The sequence below is a fragment of the Citrobacter sp. NCU1 genome (genome assembly GCF_010231475.1).
Classification (GTDB): Bacteria; Pseudomonadota; Gammaproteobacteria; order Enterobacterales; family Enterobacteriaceae; genus Citrobacter_D.
Window position 1 is genome coordinate 102,323 of the sequence record NZ_NRDO01000040.1, and the last position, 20,046, is coordinate 122,368.

Here is a 20,046-nt window from a genome sequence, read left to right on the forward strand (position 1 = left end):
TGATAATAATGAGCCATCGGCGCTAACACATACTCGATTTTGTGTTGGTGAGTACAGTCTTACCCCCCCCCCCTAATTCAGGTAGGTAAGAATGACGTTAATGAGTACGGAACTTTATATATTCATCATAATTTAAGTGACATGGACTGAGGGTCTCCCTTTATCTTTCTTATGGTTAACAGTAAGCGAGAGGCTCGGCACTCGCAGCCAGCAAGCATTGATACATTCTTTATTATCTTCAGTAGTTTATTTTTTTTAATATTTTTCAACGCGTAATTAAATATGCCAAAAATTCATAATAAAAAACGCGAATAAAATAAAAACAATAAAAATTTGCGTTAAGGAAAGATTTTTCATGCACACACAGACAATCTATGAATTAAGTCAGGAAGCGGAGCGTTTATTATTACTTTCGCTCTCGCATCTCAGGCAATTAGCTGCGTTTTCGCCGACGATGCTGGAGAGTGAGCGTGAGGGAAACGACATCAATGGGGAAAATATTCTGCCCCCTCATTTTAGCGCCCGCGGCATTGCTGCCCAACACGCTATGCTGAACAATGAGCTGCGTAAAATTACGCAGCTGGAAATGGTTCTGGCTATCGTTGGCACCATGAAAGCGGGAAAGTCGACGACAATTAACGCGATTGTCGGAACGGAAGTGTTGCCTAACCGCAATCGCCCGATGACCGCACTGCCGACGTTGATCCGTCACACCCCGGGTCAGAAGGAACCGGTGTTGCTGTTTTCCCATGTCGCGCCGATTGATACGTTGATGCACACGTTGCAACAACGACTGCAAGCGTGCGATCGCCAGCATCTGACACTGGCGCTGGAAATCGATAAAGACATGAATGACCTTATCCAGCGCATTGAACACGGCGAGGCGTTCGAGCGTCATTACCTGGGCGCGCAGCCTATTTTCCACTGTCTGAAAAGTCTGAATGATCTGGTGCGTCTGTCGAAAGCGCTGGAGGTCGATTTTCCGTTTTCCGCCTACACCGCCATTGAGCATATTCCGGTGATTGAGGTTGAGTTTGTGCATCTGGCGGGGCTGGAAAATGTGCCAGGACAACTGACGTTACTGGACACGCCAGGGCCAAACGAAGCCGGACAACCACATCTGCAAACGATGCTCAACGAACAACTGGCCCGCGCTTCTGCGGTGCTGGCGGTGATGGACTACACCCAACTGAAGTCGATCTCTGATGAAGAGGTGCGCCAGGCTATCGCCGCAGTGGGCAAATCCGTCCCGCTGTATGCGCTGGTGAATAAGTTCGATCAAAAAGACCGTAACAGTGACGATGCAGAACAGGTCCGGGCGATGATTTCCGGTACGTTGATGAAGGGGTGTATTACGCCGGGGCACATTTATCCGGTTTCGTCGATGTGGGGATATCTGGCGAATCGGGCGCGCCACGAATTGTCGGTCCACGGTCGGTTGCCCGACCCTCAGGAACAACGCTGGGTTCAGGATTTTGCGCAAGCGGCGCTTGGTCGACGCTGGCGGCTGGCCGATCTTGACGACACAGAACACATTCGCCATGCGGCGGATTTGCTGTGGGAGGATTCGCTGTTTGCACTTCCGATGCAAACGCTGATGCAGGCGGCGTATGCCAATGCCTCGCTTTATGCCCTGCGCTCGGCGTCGCATAAGTTATTAAATTACGCCCAGAACACCCGCGCGTATCTCGATTTTCGCTTTCACGGTCTGACGATTGCGCAGGAAAAGCTGCAGGTGAATATCACCCAGGTCGAGGCGGATTTGCAGCAATTACGGGCGAGCCAGGCGTCGGTGGGCGATGAAGTGCGCCACGAAGTCGCATTGGCGATGGATGCGGCTAACGCGTTGCTGAACCAGCAAGATGCCGTCATTTTACGCGACATCAGCCGTTTATTCAGTGAAGAAAACATCGTGGCGCTGTCAAAACGCGACACGTTTTCACCGATACCGGAGGCCAAAATAGTCGGCGAAATGCTGGTGTTGCATGACGAAAGTCAGGCGCAGGTCGTCTTAAACAAAATCCGGGCGTCCTGTGAGGTCGTGCTATTTAAGGCGCAGGAGAATGTCAGCCGCGATCTGGCGTTACGTTTTGAGCAACTCGAATCGACGCTGGCGCGGGTGTTTACGGATGCGATGCGCCCCATTGAAGCACGGGTTAAAGAGGCGCTGAGTCATACCGGTTTTCGGGCGCGGATAAGCTTCCCGGCATTTCATGCTGCGCTGCTTAATTTCAACACCCAACCCTTGTTCAGGGAGGCGATGAGCCAGGAGAACCTGCAAGACGTGCAGAATCCGCCTTGCGCAAGCGTACGCGAAACCTTCTCTCGCTGGCTGAACCAGCCTAACTGGGGGGGACGAGATTATGTGGAAACAAAAGCGCGTTATCTCATTCATTTCAATACATTGCATTCCAGTCTTGAGGAGTATGTCCGCCACTTTAGCCAACAAATCCGTAAAGTGTTGACGGCTCAGGTTGATGCTTCTGTCACGGCTGGCATGACAACGTTCTTTGCTGATTTTTCACAGTGCCTGTCGGGACTGCAGGAGAGCCTGCGTGAAAGTCTGGCGATGCGGCAACAGAATGAATCTGCGGTGACGGCGCTGAGCCAGCAATTGCAACACAGTCTTTCTGGCGTGGCGTGGATATATGAGGACTCTCGCCTGTTGCGGGACGACATCCAAACCCTTTTTGCGACTGAACAAACATGATAAATGCGTTACGGGAAGGTCCTGGGCGGATGCTGGAATGTCTTCGTCCGAAGTTTATGGTTTCTTTGGTTCAGGGAGATGAACTCAAACGATCTGGCGCTACGCTGCGACAGCAGTCGTTTCGCGAACGCCTGCTGCAAGAGATGTTGGCCTACGCGCAGCTTCGTACATGGGGGATGATGGGGGGAGGCAGTGAGCATTTGCTGATGCGCCTCACGCTGTTGGAAAAACTCACGGGGATGCTTGATCCCGGTCATCTGGCGCTGAACCGTATTGCCCAGCATCTGATGCTGTTGCAACACAGCGAACTTCCCCGTGTATACGCTACCCCAGGTATCCGCCAGCAACTCGACGCGTTGGCCGACGAGTTTACCAGGCGCTGCGTGTACAAAGAAAAGGCGTTGACGCAACGGGGATTGACGGTGCAGGCGGGAGAGCACAGCGAGCAGATTTTTACCCGCTGGCGAGCCGGAGTATACGACGGCTGGTCGTTGCCGGGGCGCTGTTTTGTCGCGCTTGAGGAGCTACGGTGGGGCGCGTTCGGCGATGCCTGCCGTTTGGCCAATGCCGATGTTGTATTGATGCTGAAGGATAATTTGCGCGCGATGGCCAGTCACGCGCTGGCGCAGAGCATTCACGCCGCGCCGACAACCCGCCATTACTACTCTCAGTGGCTCAATACGCCTAATACTCAGGGAACAAACGACAATAATGATCTGTTGAACTGGCTTGGCGACTGGTGCGATGCCGACAGGCATCCGGTGTGCTGGTCCGTGACGCAGCGCTGGAAAAATGTGGCGTTAGGGATGCCGAGACTCTGTTCGGCGCAGCGGCTGGCGCATGCGATGGTGGAGGAGATTTTTGCGCCATCCCCTCTGGTAAGCCCAGAGGGGATGGGGAGGAATTAGTGATTTAAGGAGTCCGCCGGTTGCTCTGCGACGTTTTGTGCCTGGAGGTTACCGAAGCGTTTAGCGTACAGGGCAGTGATAATCGGCACCAGAATCGCGGTCACAATGACGCTGGCGGCGACCAGAGCGGTGGCCGATGCGGCAACCGGTTCAAATGCCGGGTTAATTTGCGCAATGATCACCGGGTTGGCGACGGCGGCGCCGGCTGCGGAAGAGGCCGCGACACCTGCTGTACCGTTCCCGCCACCGATCACACGGTCAGCGATAATCAGCGGAATACCGGTGATGATAATGACCGCTACACCCAGCACGATACCCAGCAGGCCGGTATCCATGATTACGCCCAGGTTAATGGTGTTACCGAGCGCGAAGCCGAAGAACGGAATCAGGACTGGCGTAGCTTTGCTGAAGAAATCACGGAAGTCTTTATCAAGGTTACCCAGCGCAAAACCAATCAGGAACGGCAGGATAGCACCGACAAAATGGTGGGGTTCAAATGATGCCAGACCCGCAGAACCCAGGATCAGCATGGTCATCAACGGACCGGATTCCAGAGACATCAGAACGAAGGCGCCAGACTCTTCTTTGGTGCCGTACTGGTTCATCAGGCTGGCGTACAGACCGCCGTTGGTCATGTCCATCGCAGAGACAATCGCCAGAACGGACAGGCCGGCGAAGAAACCGGTTTGAATACCGTTTTCCGGAATAAACATGGCGCAGACCATTGCCACAGCCCAGGCCACAGCGATTTTGGTGATCACCAGCGTCCCGGATTTACGTAACACGGTACCTGTTGCACGCAAGTTAATAGAGGCGCCAATACAGAAGAACCATACCGCCAGAATCGGCACGGTACCGGTAATCATCCCTTTGGTAAAACCACCGAAATAAGCACCGGTATTGGGTGCCAGAGTATTCAGGATGGCACCGAGTACCAGAGGAACCAGCATCATCCCACCAGGGATACGTTCAATCGCGGCTTTAATTTTCATAAGCATCCTCACGGCTTGTCGCGTGGAACGCACGGACAAGTCAATAAATTATATTAATTTCAAAATCTTATTTGCTAAGGAAGCGCGAAATGTCTTCCTTCTCTTTGCTGGCACAAATCGGATGCGGCGTGCGTCTCAGTGTCGCTATCCCCAGAGATGTTGTGTCTGCAGTCATCTTGCATTCTCTGGAATTACGATTCAATCAAAATAAAACGATGTTTTAGTTACCCGTATCACATATTTTATGGAAACCTTTCCAGAAGCCATGAAATATTAAAAATGCTGTAAATGCTTTGTAAAAAGAGAGGGGGATTTTTTGCCTGAAAGCTTAATAGTCACGGTAGTGATACTTCATTTTAATAAGCAAGCTTGCGACATTTTTGAGTGTCAATAAACGCTATTTTCCGACAGCAAAAAAACGACTGAGAATGACCTTATTTACAGTTGATGACGAAGAGAACATATATATGTGAAGTTGATCACACATTTAAACGCTGGTAGGGTAAAGAAGTCATTAACCGCCCAATCAGGCGTCAACAGGTTCGGTTGTACAGACCTCAAACGGTCAGTGTAAGTAAACCTGCTACGCTTGTTACAACATCTGCATCTGTGCAGATCCACGCTCGACGATGACGTTAGCGCGCATTGCGCCAATGAATTCGATATGCAGCGAGACGGGCTTAGCCTACGAGGATAGTTATGCTGAAAAGGAAAAAAATAAAACCGATTACACTTCGCGACGTGACCATCATTGATGACGGTAAATTGCGTAAAGCGATTACCGCAGCGTCGCTGGGTAACGCGATGGAGTGGTTTGATTTTGGTGTCTATGGCTTTGTTGCTTATGCGTTAGGTAAAGTATTCTTTCCGGGGGCTGACCCCAGTGTGCAGATGATTGCCGCGCTTGCCACCTTCTCCGTTCCCTTCCTGATTCGACCGCTTGGCGGATTATTCTTCGGTATGTTGGGCGACAAATACGGTCGCCAGAAGATCCTCGCTATCACCATTGTGATCATGTCGATCAGTACCTTCTGTATCGGCTTAATTCCCTCATATGCCTCTATTGGTATCTGGGCGCCTATCCTGCTGTTGCTGTGTAAAATGGCGCAGGGATTCTCGGTAGGGGGGGAGTATACCGGGGCGTCGATTTTCGTTGCCGAGTATTCGCCTGACCGTAAACGCGGGTTTATGGGGAGCTGGCTGGACTTTGGTTCGATTGCGGGCTTCGTGCTGGGCGCGGGGGTGGTTGTCCTGATTTCGACTGTGGTCGGCGAGGAAAACTTCCTCGATTGGGGCTGGCGCATCCCGTTCTTCATTGCGCTGCCGTTAGGGATTATTGGTCTTTACTTGCGTCATGCGCTGGAAGAGACCCCGGCGTTTCAGCAGCACGTTGAAAAGCTGGAGCAGGGCGACCGCGAAGGGTTGCAGGATGGCCCTAAAGTGTCGTTTAAAGAGATTGCCACGAAGCACTGGCGTAGCCTGCTGACCTGTATTGGTCTGGTGATTGCAACCAACGTCACGTACTACATGCTGCTGACGTACATGCCGAGCTATCTCTCGCATAACCTGCACTATTCTGAAGATCACGGCGTGCTGATCATCATCGCCATTATGGTCGGGATGCTGTTTGTACAGCCGATAATGGGGCTGCTGAGTGACCGTTATGGCCGCCGTCCGTTTATCATTTTGGGGAGCGTTGCGCTGTTTGCTCTGGCGATCCCGGCCTTTATGCTGATCAACAGCAATGTTATCGGTCTGATTTTTGCCGGTTTGCTGATGTTGGCGGTGATCCTCAACTGCTTTATTGGGGTGATGGCCTCGACGTTACCGGCGATGTTCCCGACGCACATTCGTTACAGTGCGCTGGCAGCGGCGTTTAATATTTCGGTTCTGATTGCCGGTCTGACGCCAACGCTGGCGGCCTGGCTGGTGGAAAGTTCGCAGAATCTGATGATGCCAGCCTATTACCTGATGGTGATTGCGGTGATTGGTTTTGCGACCGGTATGACCATGAAAGAGACTGCGAATCTTCCGCTGAAAGGCGCGACGCCTGCGGCGTCGGATATTCAGGAAGCGAAAGAAATTTTGCGCGAGCATCACGATAATATCGAACACAAAATCGAAGATATCGATCAGGAAATTGCGGAGTTGCAGGCGAAACGCTTGCGTCTGGTACAGCAGCATCCGCGTATTGATGAGTGATGCGTGAACACTTAAGGTTCACTTAATCTCTATTGTGCACACTCTCCTCCAGTGTTCCGGAGGAGAGTGTGATGAAAAAGCGTGTTTACGAAAGTTTGACTACCGTGTTCAGCGTCATGATCGTCAGCAGTTTTGTCTACCTTTGGCTGACCACTTACTGATCTTTATTCAGTATGACCCAGGCGCGTGTGCCTGATGTTTCTTCACGGTTTTGCAAGAAGAACTGCCCGCGATGCAGTTGCGTGATGCGACTGACAATACTCAGCCCCAACCCAATCCCGCCGTATCGGCTGTCCATGCGAACGAAGGCTTCGCTGAGCTTCCCGCATTTACTTTCATCAATCCCCGGTCCTTCGTCTTCAACGGCCATCACGGCGTCGTGTTCAGTCTTGAGGCTGATCGTGATGGTTGTCCCTTTCGGGCTGTATCGGTGCGCGTTTTCGACCAGATTACGCAGCAACATACGCAGCAGCGTGGCGTCGCCGCGTACTGTGACATCTTCTACGCTCTCTGGCAGTAGCAGCGTTTGCTGGCGTTGATCCAGCATGGTGCTCAGCTCGTCATAAGAGGGCAGGATCACGTCGTCCAGTAGCTTCACATGCTGATAATTTCCGGATGAGAACGACTGGCCGACACGGGCGAGTTGCAGCAATTGCGACACGCTGTCCATCATTTGGTCGAGACGGGCCACCAACGGCGCGACATCCACATTATGTGCTTTGGACAGCAATTCCAGATGCAGACGCACCCCGGAGAGTGGAGTACGTAATTCATGGGCGACATCGGCGGTGAACAGTCGCTCATTCTCCAGCGTGGTGGTTAAGCGGGTGACCAGTTGATTCAGCGCTGTCACCACCGCGTCGATCTCAATCGTGCTACTGTGAATGTCGATGGGGGTCAGGTTATCCGCCGTACGCGTTTCCAGCTCTTTTTGCAGGTCGGCAAGCGGGCGGGTAATGCGCCGGACCGCCTGATAACAGATGATTAACGTCAGACTGACCATAAACACGGCGGGAACGATCAGACTGGCCACCGCTTCACGGATCTCATGCAAGATGTGGCGGTCGTTGTTTCGATTCTCGCGCAGCGCCTGCTCGAAAAGCTGAATCTGTTCGATGCTTTCGTGCCAGAGCCAGAAGGTGCTGATCAACTGAAATACCAGCAGAATCAGGCCGATGGTTAACATCAGACGCTGACGAAGGGTCATAGGTCTGTGCAGAAAACGCGTCAGGTTCACTTAATTTTCCTCAGTGGCAACCAGCATGTAACCAAATCCCCGAACGGTGCGGATACGCGATTTGCCCACTTTGTCACGCAGGTTGTGAATATGCACCTCCAGCGTATTGGTCGACGGCTCGTTGTCCCAGTTGTAAATGTCGTTGTACAAAATTTCGCGATGCACCGGGCTGCCTGCTTTGAGCATCAACCGTGACAGCAACGCATACTCTTTCGGCGTTAAGATCAGTTCTTGCCCGTTTAACCAGACCTGGCGACGCCCTAAATTCAGCGTCAGATTGCCGACGACCAGCTCACTCTCACCCTGATTATTGTGGCGACGCAACAGCGCCCGAATGCGCGCGTGTAGCTCTTCCAGCGCGAACGGTTTGACCAGATAGTCATCGGCGCCGACATCCAGTCCAGAGACGCGATCGTTGAGTGTGTCGCGGGCGGTAAGGATCAGCACCGGGAGAGTGTATTTTTTCTGCCGGATGCGGGCCAGAAAATGCAGCCCGTCTTCGTCAGGCAACCCCAGATCCAGAACCACCAGACTGTAATGACCGGCCTCCAGACAATGCTCTGCGGCACGCGCGGTGGAGACGCCGTCGCAGGCGTATCCTTCTGTTTGCGCGGCAAGAATCAATCCCTGCAATAACAACGTATCGTCTTCAACAATCAGAATTTTCATTCGGTTAGTCTCCTGCAAGGTTGCAGAATATCATCTGCGGACTGGTAATACTTCGTCTGCACGCCCGTTAATCCCAGCATGGTTGAGAAAAGATTGTCCTGTGAGAAATCTTGCGAGCTTGCCTGTTTTTGTAAACACGTCTGGTCCACCTGATAGCGCTTTTGATAATCATCCGAAAGCCAGAGCAGCATCGGCACATGCTTTTGGGTATCAGGGGCAATTGCGTACGGCAGACCGTGGAGATAAACGCCATTTTCTCCTAAGGACTCGCCGTGATCGGAAAGATAAACCAGACTGGTGGTGAAATTATCCTGATGTGATTTCAGAATATTGATTGTTTTATCAATAATATAATCAATGTACAGGATGGTATTATCGTAGGTGTTCACTAACTGCTGCTGCGAACAGGTCTGAATTTCGTTGGTGTCGCAGGTCGGGGTAAATTTCCGGAACTGCGGCGGGTAACGGTGGTAATAGGTTGGGCCGTGGCTGCCAATGGTATGCAGGACAATCACACCATCCCCTTGCAGTTTGTCGATGTACTCTTCCAGATCGTGGAAGAGGACTTCATCATAGCATTCCCCTTCAATACACTGTCCCGGCAGATTCAGCACCGTCATATCCTGATGTGGAACACGGTCGCATGCGCCTTTACAGCCGCCGTCGTTGTCGTTCCAAAGCACGTTAATACCCGCTCGCTGGATAATATCCAGCAGTCCTTCCTGGTGATGCGCCAGCTCTTCATCATAGTGTTTACGCGGCATACCGGAGAACATACAGGGTACGGAAATCGCCGTCGCCGTACCGCAGGAGGTGGTGTGGGGGAAATAGACCACGTTGTCTTTTTCCAGACGTGGGTTGGTCTGGCGCGAATAACCCGACAACGAGAAATTATCGGCGCGAGACGTTTCACCGACGATCAGGATGGTCAGATTTTTACGCGGTTCTTTGAGCATGAGCGGGTTGCGATGGGCATCCTCGCCAATACGCACCAGCGGTAGGTTGGCAAGACGCTCGTGTGAATACCAGGATGAAGTTGCGACAATGCTGCCTGACGGACTCAGCGCTTTGATGAGTTGTTTGTTATTGCGAAACAGCGATGCGTAGTCTTTGTAGAAAAAGAGGGCGACCAGCAGAATCAGCAAAAGGGAAACCAACACGCTGACGACACGATATACCGTACTGCGTAACACCGGGGGGGTTGGTTTGATTTTGACCCAGCAGGTTATGACGGCAGCGAGAATGCCACATACGCCCACCATGAGCACCATTTGCGGCGTTATCAGGGCGAATGTTTCTGCCGGTGTGGTATCCATCATGTTGGCGATCATCGAGCGGTCGATGATGATGCCGTAGGTCAGGATAAAGTATTGCGCCGTCGCGCCGATCAAAATGAACAGGCAGGCTAACGGGCGATTCAACCACAGGAATGAGGCCAGCGTTAGGGCAATATTCATCACGCTGAAGGAAACGACCGGCATGGATAAAAACACCAGCGCGTTGCGCGGGGAATCCAGCGGTAAGTCCTGTAATACCTGCTTATAGAAGGCAATGTTCAGGCAGATGGAAATATAGAATGAGAGCAGCAGAAGCCAGGATATTTGTCCGAGAGTCGGTCTTCTAAAAAGGCGCTTTAACATTAGAGGGAGTTCCATCGACTAAGTGACGCAGATCCTCGCAAAGTAAAGTTAAGCCAACCTTAAGAACTTAAGGTTGGTGATGGCCTGCCGAATGGGGCATGAACGCCTCATCCGGCAGTAACGAACGACGAATGTTAATTACGGCTAATCGGTGCATCCAGTGGATACGGGTTTTTGTGGATCCGGTTGTAGTTCAGCGCGTACAGCGCGGTAATGATCATCAACGTCACGAATGACCACATCACCTCTTTCTCGCCAGAGCCGACAACGGCCCAGATGCAGTAGACAAACGCCACAAAGGTCACCAGCAGGTAGAACGGACGTGCTTTACCAAAGTGGCCGTGGCCCAGCAGCAGCAGGGCGGCACAGGTATAAAGGTACGGCACCAGCGTAAAGATAACCGACACCGAAGAGACCAGACCAAACTCTTTCGCCGCGTTGGGAGACATGCTGCTGAACTGGAAAATCGTCATCAGAATACCGACAATAATCAGCCCGGCGACCGGGGTTCCCGCTTTGTTCACGCGGGCGAAAATGGGCGGAAATAGCCCGTCGTCGGCGGCCGCTTTCGCTGTCTGACCGGCAAGCAGTGTCCAGCCGCCCAGAGAACCTAAACAGCCTGCCGCCGCGCAGAAGGAGACAACGGCGCCTGCGGTATTCCCCAGCGCCATTCGTGCGGCGTCACCAAAAGGCGAGGCAGAAACACGCAGGGCGGCGTTGGGGATCATCCCCATGATGGCCGTAGTAGAGAGGACGTAACAAACGGCGGCAATCAGCACCCCGCCAATGGTGGCGATTGGGACGTTGCGTTTGGGGTTTTTCACCACCCCTGCTGCGACGGAGGCGCTTTCCACCCCGATAAACGACCACAGCGTGACGTTCAATGTGCTTTGAATTGCGCCAAAGGTGTTCATACCGCTGACGTTCCAGGCGGCCATGTAGGTTTCACCACGGAACCAGAACCAACCAAAGACGGCGATACCGACGATCGGCACCAGCGCCAGGACGGTGGCAACCGCCTGCACGCGGGTGATCATTTTCGGCCCGACAATGTTCAGCAGAACGAAAATCCACAACACCACGACGCAGGTGAGCGTCAGTACCAGCGGATCTTTCAGGATCGGGAAGAAGTAGCTCAGATAACCGACGCCAATGACCACCATCGCAATGTTACCGATCCAGCAGGCTAGCCAGTACAGCACGTTGGTTTGATAACCTAAAAAAGGGCCGAAGCAGCGGCGTGCATAAGCGTAGGAACCACCGGGACTGGGATCTAAGGACGACATTTTGGCGTAGACCATCGACAGCGCCAGTGCGCCGATAATCGTGACCAACCATCCGTAGATTGCAATCCCGCCGGTTGAAGCAAGGTTTGCGGGAAGCAGGAATACGCCTGAACCCATAATGTTCCCCGACACCATAAGGGTGACGGGGATTAAGCCCACTTTGTGAGCATCTGCATCCGTCGACATGTTTATCTCCTGGAGAGGTGAATCGCTACGTTAAAGTACGACGTATGATACGCCCTCCGAAGACCGCTTATTTATTATGGGGCGGGGTTATCGCCAATGCTGATATTATTGTGGCTCATCGTCAATTGGGGATGATTAAATGGCCCGATGCTCTCTGAGTTGGCTGACATAATGCAGTGGCGTCATACCATAGAACTCTTTAAACACCGAAATAAAGTACGATGTACTGCTATATCCACAAAGTTGAGAAACCTGTGAGATATTTTTCCCGTCCATCAGTAATTGATTCAACGCATAACGCATGCGGCAGGTCGTGATAATTCGGCTATAACTTGTGTTTTCATTTTTGAGCTTTTTCTTTAACAAGCTCGGGCTTAAACATAAACAACTGGCGACCATGCTCAGGTTCCAGTCTTTATGAATATCACTTTGAATGATGTGGTAAACACTGTCGCATATGCGGCTGCGCAACATATGCATAAACAATGAAATCAATTTCTTGCTGTCGAGAAAACGAGACAGGACGGTAAACATCAGCGAGCGGGTGCGTTCTTGTTCACTCTCGTTTTGGGATTCCGTGACGCTGTATGCGGCGGCGACGCGGAAAACATCCGGCGTCAGGCAAACGGCAGTCAGTAAGGGAGTGGCAGAGCGTTGCCAGACAGGAACCTGTGAAAGATCTTTATTTAAGAAACGCAGATAATCTTTAATGATGTCGTAGTTGATGTGTACTACCAGGGCATTATTTAGCGAGGAAATATCAATGATGTTATTTTCGCAGGCAAGCAGCGCCATATGGTTTGCCTTTAAATTTACGGCCTCTTTGCCATTGACTCTCAGCCAGACATCTTTCTCAGTTAATACCACTATGCAAGGTTTGTTGCTGCAAATTCTCATACCCGAACTCCTGGAATATGAACATAAAATACCGGATCTCACCAAAGGAGAGAGATACCGGGAGTAATTTCAATTGTATGATGAATCAATTGCTGCAATAAAATAGCGTGCCTGAATAGAATTACAATACCCAGGGTGATTATTAGCGTGTACATAATTTTTTACGCGTCATGTTGGCTGAATTTCGCGCAAAAAAAAGCGCGGGGTGGGCCCGCGCAAAAGGTATGACAGTATTATTGTTTTGCAGCATTACTCAGGAACTACAGAGACATGTCATCCTCAAACAACAAAACAGACGGTTGGATCGCGGCGTTACGCCTTCACGCACATGACGTGATACACACCATCAATGATTTCCGTTCCTTCGGTTTCATGTTCAAAGCCAGGGAAATGATGGTCCCAGGACTGCAGCGAGCGTAAATAGCTCACCTGCGGGCTGTTTTCATCACCAAAATTTTCCCCTGACAGCAGCATTGGGATTCCCGGCGGGTAAGGGATGACGGCGTTCGCCGCAATACGACCCGGCAGGTTTTCAATGGCCACCATTTCAACGTTGTTGTTGACGATGGCATCCCAGGCATCGCGCGGCGTGATTTCAGCAACAGGCAGACCAGAATAAGCGGCATTGAGTCGGGCGCCCGGATTATTTTCACACAGCCAGTTAAACATGGTGTCGCCGAGATCGTGAATACCCATGTTCGCGTAAGTATCAGGATAGTTCTGCACCAGTTCCGGCATCACCTGCGCCAGCGGCGTGTTGGCGTCATAATGATGCTTGAAAGAGCATAAGGTGTTGATGAGCGTTCCCCATTTACCACGGGTGACCCCCATAGAGAACAGGAACATAATCTGGAAGTCGGTGGTGCGGGTCGGCACAATCCCATGACGGCCAAGCCAGGCTGTTACCAGCGCGGCAGGCACCCCTGTCGCTTCCAGTTCACCGTCATCGCCCATGCCTGGCGCCAGAATACTGACTTTTATCGGGTCCAGCATGCTCCAGTTATCCGGCAGATCCTTAAAGCCGTGCCAGGATTCGCCTGGACGCATCACCCAACAGTTCTGGTCAGTGGCTAACAGTTTGCTCGGGGCGTCAGCAAAGTCGTAGGTTTTTCCTGTGGCCGGGTCGGTGACGACCTCTTTGTTCCACGGTTTAAAGAACCACTCCCCATCTGCGGAAAATTCGTTATACAACCGCGCCATGGCCTGGCGGAAGTCGATCGCCTCGTCAATCACCTCCTGGGTCAGCGACAGGCCGCTGTTCCCATCCATCATCGAAACCGCCACATCGTTGGAGGCGCAAATCGCATACAGCGGTGAGGTGGTGGCGTGCATCATGTACGCCTGGTTAAAGCGGGAGAAGTTTATCGCGCCACGACCTTCACGCACGTGGATGTAAGAAGCCTGGGAGAGCGCATTCAGCAGTTTGTGGGTGGAGTGGGTGGCGAAAACGGTCGGGCCGCTGTGATCGCCCGGTTGACCGCGCATGGCATAGTGGTCGGCGTAAATCGGGTTAAAACGGGCATAACCGTACCAGGCTTCGTCGAAGTGCAGGCGGTCAGTGGTTTGTGCCAGCAGATCCTGCGCTTCTTTTGCGTTGTAGCACACACCGTCATAGGTGCAGTTGGTCACGACGCTGTAGGAGGGTTTTTGCCCCGCTTTGTCTTTGGTCAGCGGGCTTTCGCTGATTTTTTTCTGCAAGGTTTCCGGCTGCATTTCTTGCGGGTAGATAGGCCCGATAATGCCGTAACGGTTGCGACTCGGCACCATATAGACCGGTTTTGCGCCGGTCAGGATCAGCCCCTGTTCGATGGATTTGTGGCAGTTACGATCCAGCACCACTACGTCGTTGTCGGTCATGCAGGCCTGCATGATGGTACGGTTAGAACCGGAGGTTCCCACCACCACGGACCAGGAACGATCGGCACCGAAGACGCGGGCCGCATTTTTTTCACTCTCGCCAAAGGCGCCAGTATGGTCGAGTAAAGAGCCCAGTGTGGTTCGTTCGATCCCCATGTCGCTACGGAACAGATTTTCTCCATAGTAATCATGGTAAAAACGACCTGCCGGTGTTTTGGTAAAACCGACGCCGCCCTGGTGACCAGGCGCTGCCCAGGAGTATTCGTGGATGTCGCTGTATTTCATCAGCGCGCTGAACAGCGGTGGCAGAAGTTGCTGCCGATAACGGGTCATTGCGGCGATGGCGCGCCCGGCAATAAAGTCTGCGGTGTCTTCCAGAATCCAGGCGAATTCATCGACAAGCTCCAGCAGGTCGCGGCCCAGCGAGGCCGTCGCTTTTTCCCTGTCGCCTAACAGGAAAACCGGGACATTTTGCTGACGTTCGTGAAGCTTGCCGATCAATTGCCTGACGTTCTGGTGTTCATCCTGCTGTTCCATTTGGTAGCTGAACATCAAACAGTCAATGGCTTCATTGGCGGACAGGATGGCGTAACCGTCATCGAAAGACGTGGACTTAATGACGGTGACATTTTGCTGGTTTAAGGCATCCGCCAGACGTTCGACGGCGCTGCCGACCCAGGTGTCCTGGTGCAGAAACTCACTTTCAACAATTAATACTTTCATCATCTCTTACCCGTTGTGGAGGTAATGCAATTTGCGGATTGCAGACACACCGTATGAATGTGACGCGGGCAAGTATTATCCTGAAGAAGAGAGGGTGTAAAGTGAGCGGAAAACACACGAATTTTAATTTTTTGTTTTAATAAACAAAGTATTAAATTGGATTGATAACGTTTTAGTGACGTGGTTTATCGACAGGTGAATTATTTTTTTGGCTGATAGTGATATTGTCGGCAAGCGGTGCGAACACGTTATCCGGCCTGGCGGTCTTATGCCGGGTGCAGGCGGGATAAGCGCGGAGTCTTCCCAGGGTCAGGAGCCTGGTAACAGTTTGTATCGTCGTAGCTGGCGGCAATGGCAGCCGGCCAGCAGTATCACCGTGGTTAATGCGCCGAGCAGAGCACAGAACATATCTGACTGGGTATCCCACGGATCGCCCTGAGTGCCAAGAAAATCATCCGCCCCCTGACCCATCGCCAGTGCCGCCCACCATTCGATAAGTTCATACGTCGCGCTGATGGCCAGTGCGACACAGCACACCAGAAAGGCCAGCATTTTACGCCCACGGACAATTTGCCCACGCAGCAAAATCTCGCGCGCCGTCAGCGCAGGGACTAACCCCTGGAAAAAATGACCTAATTTGTCATAGGGATTGCGCTCCAGTCCCAGCCACGTCTGAACGTCGAATCCAATGGGGACTTTGGCATAGGTGTACATGCCGCCGACCATCAGAATAATGGCGTGTAAAAAAATGAGCGTATAGAGCAGGGGTGTCAGGGGATAACGTTTCGCCGTTGCCAGCAGCAGCGGGACGACAATAATCACCGGCGTGACTTCCATCAGCCAGGTGAGTTTCTCCCCGGCAGAGAGGCCGGTATAGAGGAGAATCAGCCCTAAAATGAGAGCGCCAGCTTGTAACATCAAGGGATTTCGCGTGCGGGTCATGATGATTTTGTGACTCAAAGGAAAAGGTCACTATTCACCGCAAGGGGAAAAAATTCAACGCCTGTCTTGCATAGGAGAAAACGGCCCGCCAGGAAACGGGCCGTGGAGATTATTTCGCGCAGTTAGCGCACTGCTTGCTGACGATCTGCTGGAAGAAATCGTTGCCTTTGTCATCGACGAGGATGAAGGCCGGGAAATCTTCTACTTCGATTTTCCAGATCGCTTCCATACCCAGTTCCGGATATTCCACGCATTCCAGGTGCTTGATGCTCTGCTGCGCCAGAACGGCCGCCGGGCCGCCAATGCTGCCCAGATAGAAACCGCCATGCTTGTGGCAGGCGTCGGTCACCTGCTGGCTACGGTTACCTTTCGCCAACATGATCATGCTGCCGCCGTGAGATTGCAGCAGATCAACGTAGGAGTCCATACGACCGGCGGTGGTTGGACCCAGAGAACCCGACGGGTAGCCAGCCGGTGTTTTGGCTGGGCCTGCATAGTAGATCGGGTGATCTTTAATGTACTGCGGCAGACCTTCTCCTGAATCAATACGCTCTTTCAGCTTCGCGTGGGCAATGTCGCGCCCCACGATGATGGTGCCGGTCAGTGAAAGACGGGTAGAGACCGGATACTGTGAGAGTTGGGCGAGGATCTCTTTCATCGGACGGTTGAGGTCAACGTTGACCACTTCACCTTCACCTGCCTGACGCAGGGATTCCGGAATGTACTGGCCCGGATTGTGTTCCAGTTTTTCGATCCAGATACCGTCGCGGTTGATTTTCGCTTTGATGTTACGGTCTGCCGAACAGGAGACGCCCATACCGACCGGGCAGGATGCGCCATGACGCGGCAGACGGATCACGCGGATATCGTGAGCGAAGTATTTACCGCCAAACTGAGCGCCGAGGCCGAGTTTTTGCGCTTCTTCCAGCAGTTCCTGCTCCAGTTGAACGTCGCGGAACGCCTGGCCGTGCGCGTTGCCTTCGGTCGGCAACTCATCGTAGTAGTGCGTACTGGCGAGTTTCACCGTTTTCAGCGTGCTTTCCGCAGAGGTGCCGCCGATGACAAACGCGATATGGTACGGCGGGCAGGCCGCGGTGCCCAGGGTACGCATTTTCTCGACGAGGAAGTTTTTCAGTTTGCCTGGGGTCAACAGGGCTTTGGTTTCTTGATACAGATACGTTTTGTTTGCGGAACCGCCGCCTTTGGCGACGCAGAGAAATTTGTATTCATCGCCGTCAACGGCGTAGAGGTCAATTTGCGCGGGCAGGTTACTGCCAGTGTTCACTTCTTTGTACATATCTAACGCGGCGTTTTGCGAATAACGCAGGTTGTCTTCGATATAGGTGTTAAACACACCTTTTGACAACGCCTCTTCGTCACCGCCGCCAGTCCAGACGCGCTGACCTTTTTTACCCATGATGATCGCCGTGCCGGTGTCCTGGCAGGTTGGCAATACGCCTTTCGCCGCGATTTCAGAGTTTCTCAGGAATTGCAGCGCGACGTATTTATCGTTTTCGCTGGCTTCGGGGTCGTGAAGAATGGAGGCGACTTGTTGCTGGTGTGCTGGGCGGAGCATAAAGGAGGCGTCGTGGAAGGCTTGCTGGGCCAGTAGCGTAAGGGCCTGTGGCTCGACCTTCAGAATCGACTCTCCTTCGAAGTCGCTAACGCTAACGTGCTCGGAGGTCAGCAGATAGTACTCTGTTTTGTCTTTCCCCATCGGGAAAGGCGCCTGGTAAGTGAATTCGATTTTTGACATTTGCTTCCAGCCTGTTCGTTTTTATCAGGAATGTAACATTCACTGTCTATTTCGAGGTGCGTGCCGCGCTTAACGGTGCGGCACGCGAGGTGTGGTTACAGGAACCCGTACATGGCAGCGAAGATCCAGCCAAATACGCAGGAGACGCTCACGCCGATCAAACCAGGCAAAATGAAGCTGTGGTTGATCACGAAGCGACCAATGCGGGTGGTGCCGGAACGGTCAAACTGAATGGCCGCCAGATCGCTCGGGTAGGTCGGCAGAATATAGTAGCCGTAGCATGCAGGTGCTGAAGCCACGATGTAAGCCGGGTCCACACCGATTGCCAGTGCCAACGGAACAATGGCCGCCAGCGCTGCCGCCTGGGAGTTTACAAACTTGGAAACCAGCAGCAGAACAATTGCATAGGCCCACGGATACTCTTTCACCATTTCGCCCAGCACGCCTTCGATTTCATCCATATGCGCGCCAAACATGGTTTCCGCCATCCAGGCAATACCGTACACCGCCACGATGGCGATCATACCTGAACGGAACACTTCATTTTTTGAGATAGAAGCAGGATTGGTTTTAGTCAGGATAATAATGAGCGCACCGGTCAGCAGCATAAACATCTGAATGACCAGAACCATGGACAGCGGTTTGCCACCGAAAGTCGGACGCAGTTCAGAGAATGCACCCAGAACGGCGACAGTTGCGATCGCGCCCAGGAAGATCCACATCGCCAGCCAGTTGCTCTTCGGCAGTTTTTTGTCTAACAGTGTTGCGGTATCGCCGTACACATAATGATGGTTTTCCGGAACGGAGATAAACTTCTGAAAATCTTCGTCTTTATCCAGGTCTTTACCACGGAACCAGCTAAAGATACCGATAGCCAGTATACCCAACAGCGTTGAAGGGATAGTGATAGAGAGCAGATCAAGGAATTCCAGATGCTTGCCTTCAAAGGTCACATTACCCAGCATCGCGACCAGTGATACCACCGCAACGGAAACCGGGCTGGCGATGATCCCCATTTGCGCGCCGATGGAGCTCGCCGCCATTGGACGTTCCGGGCGAATATTGTTCTTAATCGCAACGTCGTAGATGATTGGCAGAATGGTGTACACCACGTGGCCCGTACCGCAGAGAATGGTCAGTGTACAGGTCACAAAGGGGGCCAAAATGGAGACATATTTCGGATTGCGGCGCAGCAGTTTCTCCGCAATCTGCAACATGACGTCCAGACCGCCGGAAGCCTGCAAGGTCGCCGATGCCGCCACCACCGCGATGATAACCAGCATAACGTCGACCGGAGGTTTACCCGGCTGAAGATGGAAAACAAAAACCAGAATGACAAGACCGATACCGCCTAACAAACCCAGCGCGATACCGCCTTTTCTGGCGCCATAAAACAGACACACTAATATAATGAGAAGTTGTATACTAAATAACATTTATTTACCCTCGCGAAAAACCCAGTCAAATTTGTTAAAGGGATCACAGTCAATTTTTGATTTCTCTGTAGAAGCACCCAAAATTGACAAATATTCGGTACACCGTATTTGCGATAAAAGCATTAATGCTATGCCAGATTTTTTAGAGACTTATTAAAAGTATTTAAGTTTTTATTATAGTTCTTTTCAGAGAAGAGAGATCCCTGGCGATGGCGGCAAGACTTAATAACGAACAGGGACTGATGCTGTACTCTTTGAATGTTATTCCAGTTATTCAATAACATATCATCAGCAACACCGCTTCCGCTATTACCTAAGTCACAGCTAAAAGTGAAAGGGGCTTTATTTATGCGATCACAATCACGTCGGGATGTTGAGTGATTATCCTGACATGTGGAATCAGTCGTCTGCTCACAAAAAGATACGGTATTCATAAGATGTAGCATGTTCTCCATTGCTACTTATTTTAAATTACCTAAATGTTTGACTAATTCAGGCAAGTCCTTTTTTATTAAAAATACACACTCTGTTAGTTAGATAATACTTAAAAAACTTTTGTTAGCGCTTATGAAATTAAAAACAACGTAGCGTGAATCAATAATAAC

The 20,046-nt window shown here is 51.9% G+C and carries 14 protein-coding genes; 4 read left to right on the forward strand and 10 right to left on the reverse strand.

Annotated elements, in window-relative coordinates:
* The first annotated feature begins 355 nt into the window (after window positions 1-355).
* Window positions 356-2,710, forward strand: coding sequence for a clamp-binding protein CrfC (crfC, locus tag CJP72_RS13405; protein ID WP_162381857.1), 2,355 nt, complete (start codon window positions 356-358; stop codon window positions 2,708-2,710).
* Entirely contained in the window at window positions 2,707-3,618 is a 912-nt protein-coding gene (locus tag CJP72_RS13410; RefSeq protein ID WP_162381858.1) for a diguanylate cyclase regulator RdcB family protein, read from the forward strand. Before crfC ends, CJP72_RS13410 begins: the two co-directional genes overlap by 4 nt.
* Here the strand turns inward: CJP72_RS13410 and kdgT are convergent.
* Window positions 3,615-4,610 (reverse strand): 2-keto-3-deoxygluconate transporter, encoded by a 996-nt coding sequence (kdgT, locus tag CJP72_RS13415; RefSeq protein WP_162381859.1) that lies wholly within the window; start codon window positions 4,608-4,610, stop codon window positions 3,615-3,617. The two genes, CJP72_RS13410 and kdgT, sit on opposite strands and share 4 nt — an antisense overlap.
* Before the next feature lie 699 nt (window positions 4,611-5,309).
* Here kdgT and proP point away from each other — a divergent pair.
* Window positions 5,310-6,812 (forward strand): glycine betaine/L-proline transporter ProP, encoded by a 1,503-nt coding sequence (proP, locus tag CJP72_RS13420; protein WP_162381860.1) that lies wholly within the window; start codon window positions 5,310-5,312, stop codon window positions 6,810-6,812.
* A gap of 71 nt (window positions 6,813-6,883) precedes the next feature.
* Window positions 6,884-6,973: an LpxT activity modulator PmrR gene (pmrR, locus tag CJP72_RS13425; RefSeq protein WP_162381861.1), complete on the forward strand. Its 90-nt coding sequence runs from the start codon at window positions 6,884-6,886 to the stop codon at window positions 6,971-6,973.
* On the opposite strand, the gene pmrB is transcribed toward pmrR, so the two are convergent.
* From pmrB to dcuB, 9 genes are all read right to left on the reverse strand, one after another.
* The gene (gene pmrB / locus CJP72_RS13430) at window positions 6,967-8,049 is read right to left on the reverse strand and encodes a two-component system sensor histidine kinase PmrB (RefSeq protein ID WP_162381862.1); all 1,083 of its coding nucleotides are present in this window, start codon (window positions 8,047-8,049) and stop codon (window positions 6,967-6,969) included. The two genes, pmrR and pmrB, sit on opposite strands and share 7 nt — an antisense overlap.
* On the reverse strand, window positions 8,050-8,718 hold the full coding sequence (pmrA, locus tag CJP72_RS13435) for a two-component system response regulator PmrA (protein WP_162381863.1): 669 nt from the start codon (window positions 8,716-8,718) through the stop codon (window positions 8,050-8,052).
* Window positions 8,715-10,358 carry a phosphoethanolamine transferase EptA gene (gene eptA / locus CJP72_RS13440; protein WP_162381864.1) on the reverse strand — a complete coding sequence of 548 codons (1,644 nt, stop codon included), beginning with the start codon at window positions 10,356-10,358 and terminating at the stop codon, window positions 8,715-8,717. Before eptA ends, pmrA begins: the two co-directional genes overlap by 4 nt.
* A gap of 134 nt (window positions 10,359-10,492) precedes the next feature.
* Window positions 10,493-11,830 carry an arginine/agmatine antiporter gene (gene adiC, locus CJP72_RS13445; RefSeq protein WP_162381865.1) on the reverse strand — a complete coding sequence of 446 codons (1,338 nt, stop codon included), beginning with the start codon at window positions 11,828-11,830 and terminating at the stop codon, window positions 10,493-10,495.
* A gap of 135 nt (window positions 11,831-11,965) precedes the next feature.
* Window positions 11,966-12,727 carry an AraC family transcriptional regulator gene (locus CJP72_RS13450; RefSeq protein WP_162381866.1) on the reverse strand — a complete coding sequence of 254 codons (762 nt, stop codon included), beginning with the start codon at window positions 12,725-12,727 and terminating at the stop codon, window positions 11,966-11,968.
* Window positions 12,728-13,039: 312 nt separating this feature from the next.
* Window positions 13,040-15,307 carry an arginine decarboxylase gene (adiA, locus tag CJP72_RS13455; protein WP_162381887.1) on the reverse strand — a complete coding sequence of 756 codons (2,268 nt, stop codon included), beginning with the start codon at window positions 15,305-15,307 and terminating at the stop codon, window positions 13,040-13,042.
* A gap of 309 nt (window positions 15,308-15,616) precedes the next feature.
* Window positions 15,617-16,249: a DUF2238 domain-containing protein gene (locus CJP72_RS13460; protein ID WP_162381867.1), complete on the reverse strand. Its 633-nt coding sequence runs from the start codon at window positions 16,247-16,249 to the stop codon at window positions 15,617-15,619.
* A 109-nt stretch (window positions 16,250-16,358) separates the two neighbouring features.
* Window positions 16,359-18,005 (reverse strand): class I fumarate hydratase FumA, encoded by a 1,647-nt coding sequence (gene fumA, locus CJP72_RS13465; RefSeq protein ID WP_162381868.1) that lies wholly within the window; start codon window positions 18,003-18,005, stop codon window positions 16,359-16,361.
* Between the two features lie 95 nt (window positions 18,006-18,100).
* Entirely contained in the window at window positions 18,101-19,441 is a 1,341-nt protein-coding gene (gene dcuB / locus CJP72_RS13470) for an anaerobic C4-dicarboxylate transporter DcuB (protein WP_162381869.1), read from the reverse strand.
* Window positions 19,442-20,046 lie beyond the last annotated feature (605 nt).

Bases quoted from the DNA above. Each gene is read 5' to 3' on its own strand.
- crfC (WP_162381857.1), top strand. From the start codon at position 356: ATGCACACACAGACAATCTATGAATTAAGTCAGGAAGCGGAGCGTTTA.
- CJP72_RS13410 (WP_162381858.1), top strand. From the start codon at position 2,707: ATGATAAATGCGTTACGGGAAGGTCCTGGGCGGATGCTGGAATGTCTT.
- kdgT (WP_162381859.1), bottom strand. From the start codon at position 4,610: ATGAAAATTAAAGCCGCGATTGAACGTATCCCTGGTGGGATGATGCTG.
- proP (WP_162381860.1), top strand. From the start codon at position 5,310: ATGCTGAAAAGGAAAAAAATAAAACCGATTACACTTCGCGACGTGACC.
- pmrR (WP_162381861.1), top strand. From the start codon at position 6,884: ATGAAAAAGCGTGTTTACGAAAGTTTGACTACCGTGTTCAGCGTCATG.
- pmrA (WP_162381863.1), bottom strand. From the start codon at position 8,718: ATGAAAATTCTGATTGTTGAAGACGATACGTTGTTATTGCAGGGATTG.
- eptA (WP_162381864.1), bottom strand. From the start codon at position 10,358: ATGTTAAAGCGCCTTTTTAGAAGACCGACTCTCGGACAAATATCCTGG.
- adiC (WP_162381865.1), bottom strand. From the start codon at position 11,830: ATGTCGACGGATGCAGATGCTCACAAAGTGGGCTTAATCCCCGTCACC.
- CJP72_RS13450 (WP_162381866.1), bottom strand. From the start codon at position 12,727: ATGAGAATTTGCAGCAACAAACCTTGCATAGTGGTATTAACTGAGAAA.
- adiA (WP_162381887.1), bottom strand. From the start codon at position 15,307: ATGAAAGTATTAATTGTTGAAAGTGAGTTTCTGCACCAGGACACCTGG.
- CJP72_RS13460 (WP_162381867.1), bottom strand. From the start codon at position 16,249: ATGACCCGCACGCGAAATCCCTTGATGTTACAAGCTGGCGCTCTCATT.
- fumA (WP_162381868.1), bottom strand. From the start codon at position 18,005: ATGTCAAAAATCGAATTCACTTACCAGGCGCCTTTCCCGATGGGGAAA.
- dcuB (WP_162381869.1), bottom strand. From the start codon at position 19,441: ATGTTATTTAGTATACAACTTCTCATTATATTAGTGTGTCTGTTTTAT.